Below are 1,870 nucleotides of genomic sequence, written 5' to 3'. Positions count from 1 at the left end.
TCGACTGCTGCGTCAACGACGGGGGGCTGTGGTTCCAGTGGACCGCTCTGGAGGTTCTCCTCGGCAGGGCCGACGACGTCCCGAGCGCTGTGCAGCGAGTCTTGTACGTCCTTCGCATCAGCAGCGATGTATGACGTCGGCCGCGCGGTGGAAGCTCGCCATGTTCAGGCGACCAATCCCGGCTGGGTGGTCATGTGGGGTACGGGGTCGAGGCGTTTTTGTGCGTTCGCCTGCTGGCACCGCGCCGAGAGCTTGGTCTTACATGCGCCTGACGTTGTGGAGCTGCTTGCGCAGATGTGGCAGGCGGAGGCCGAACACGGTAGAACCGGGCTGCCTTATCGCTTGGGTGAAGACCATTCGCCGGATGGTTAGGCGGTAGCTGTGGGCGTCTGGTGGACAGATCCGCCGCTTTGGCCGGTATCCAAGAGTGTGTGCGCGTCGAACGGCGCGGACGGCGCGCACACCTGTTGTCCGGTTGGGGAAGGCCGGACCGGCGGCGGCACGGCTATCCCCCGGGTCGTGCCGCCGCCCACCCCAGTGTCCGGGCGCTACCCGCCCGGACCGGGCGTAGGGCCCGACACCGTCGGAGCCGGAAAGCCGGGCCCTACGCCCCATTTCCGGCGCGGCGGTACAGATGCCTCGGCTCAATCAGTGAGGCATCCGGCCCCTTCGGCGTGAACAACCGGCGGTGTGGGTTGCGTTCGATGGGCAGCAGCGTGCTTGGGTAGTAGCGCAGGCAGATTCGGTAAACATCGATCTTCGCTGGTCAACTATGCGATGCGGCGGCAACTGTCATTTTTTTCTGACGGTGATCTTCTTCGGCGGCCGTAGTTTGCGAGTGTCGCGAAGGGAGTGCTGGTGCAGGAGCAGATGACCACCGGCCAGCGGGTGGCCCGTGCGCGTCGACGTAAGGCCTGGGATCAGACGACGCTAGCTCAGAAGATGGGTCGCTCGGTGAGCTGGGTGACCAAGATCGAGAACGGCAGACTGCCGCTCGACCGTGCGAGCGTTGTCGCGAAGCTGGCCGAGTTGCTGGGTGTTGAAGTGCCCGAACTCACCGGGCAGCCCTACCGGCACGACACCACTGAACTCGACTCCGGTCACGCCGCCATCCCGGGCCTGCGGTTGGCGCTCCAGCAGGCGGCCATGCCGGGCGGGGCGGCAATGCTGAGTTCGCGGGAACCGGTCTCACTGCAGGAGCTGGCCGGGCTGGTCACGCTTGCGGAGAAGCTCCGCCAGGACGCCAAGTTCAGCGCACTGGGCGACATCCTTCCGCAGATCATCACGGACCTGGTGATCCACACCTCCGACCGGACCTCGCCTGACCGTGACACCGCCGAGGCGATGATGCTCCGCGCATGCCACATGGCGCGGGTCACCTCCAACCTGCTCGGGCACCATGACCTCGGCTGGACCGCGGTACAGCGTGAGCTTGTTGCCGCCGACCGGGTCGGAGCGCCTGAGCTGGTCGCCGCGTCCGCGTGGGATCTGTGCGGCGTCTGGCTGTATGGGGCCTCTCTCGACGGGGCCAAGAGCGCGGCGTTGGCGGCTCTCGATGACATCGATGAGCACGTGTCGTCCGGTGGCTCGTCGCTGCAAGCACTGTGGGGGGCGTTGCATCTTCGGGCCGCAGTCGCCTACTCCCGGTTGCTGAACAAGCAAGAGGCAGAAGACCATCTGGCCGAGGCCGAGCAGATCGCCGCGCATCTGCCTGCGGACGGCAACGTCTTCCAAACCCAGTTCAACCGGGTCAACGCTCGTATCCACGCGGTAGAGATCAGTCTGGAACTGGGCCGGCCCCGCGATGTCGCCTCGCGGGTCGAGCAGGTCGCCGTGAGTGAGATCGCCTCAGGTGAACGCCAAGCGCACT

General features: G+C 66.1%; 1 protein-coding gene. It reads left to right on the top strand.

The annotated features are described in order from the left end of the window. Positions 1 to 858: 858 nt before the first annotated feature. A partial coding sequence (locus HKK72_RS38885) for a multiprotein-bridging factor 1 family protein (RefSeq protein WP_187239374.1) occupies positions 859 to 1,870 on the top strand: 1,012 nt, incomplete at its 3' end.

Origin of the sequence: Actinomadura sp. HBU206391 (assembly GCF_014323665.1) — a bacterium.
In the GTDB taxonomy this organism is placed as follows: domain Bacteria; phylum Actinomycetota; class Actinomycetes; order Streptosporangiales; family Streptosporangiaceae; genus Actinomadura_C.
This window is presented reverse-complemented; position numbering and strand designations above follow the sequence as displayed.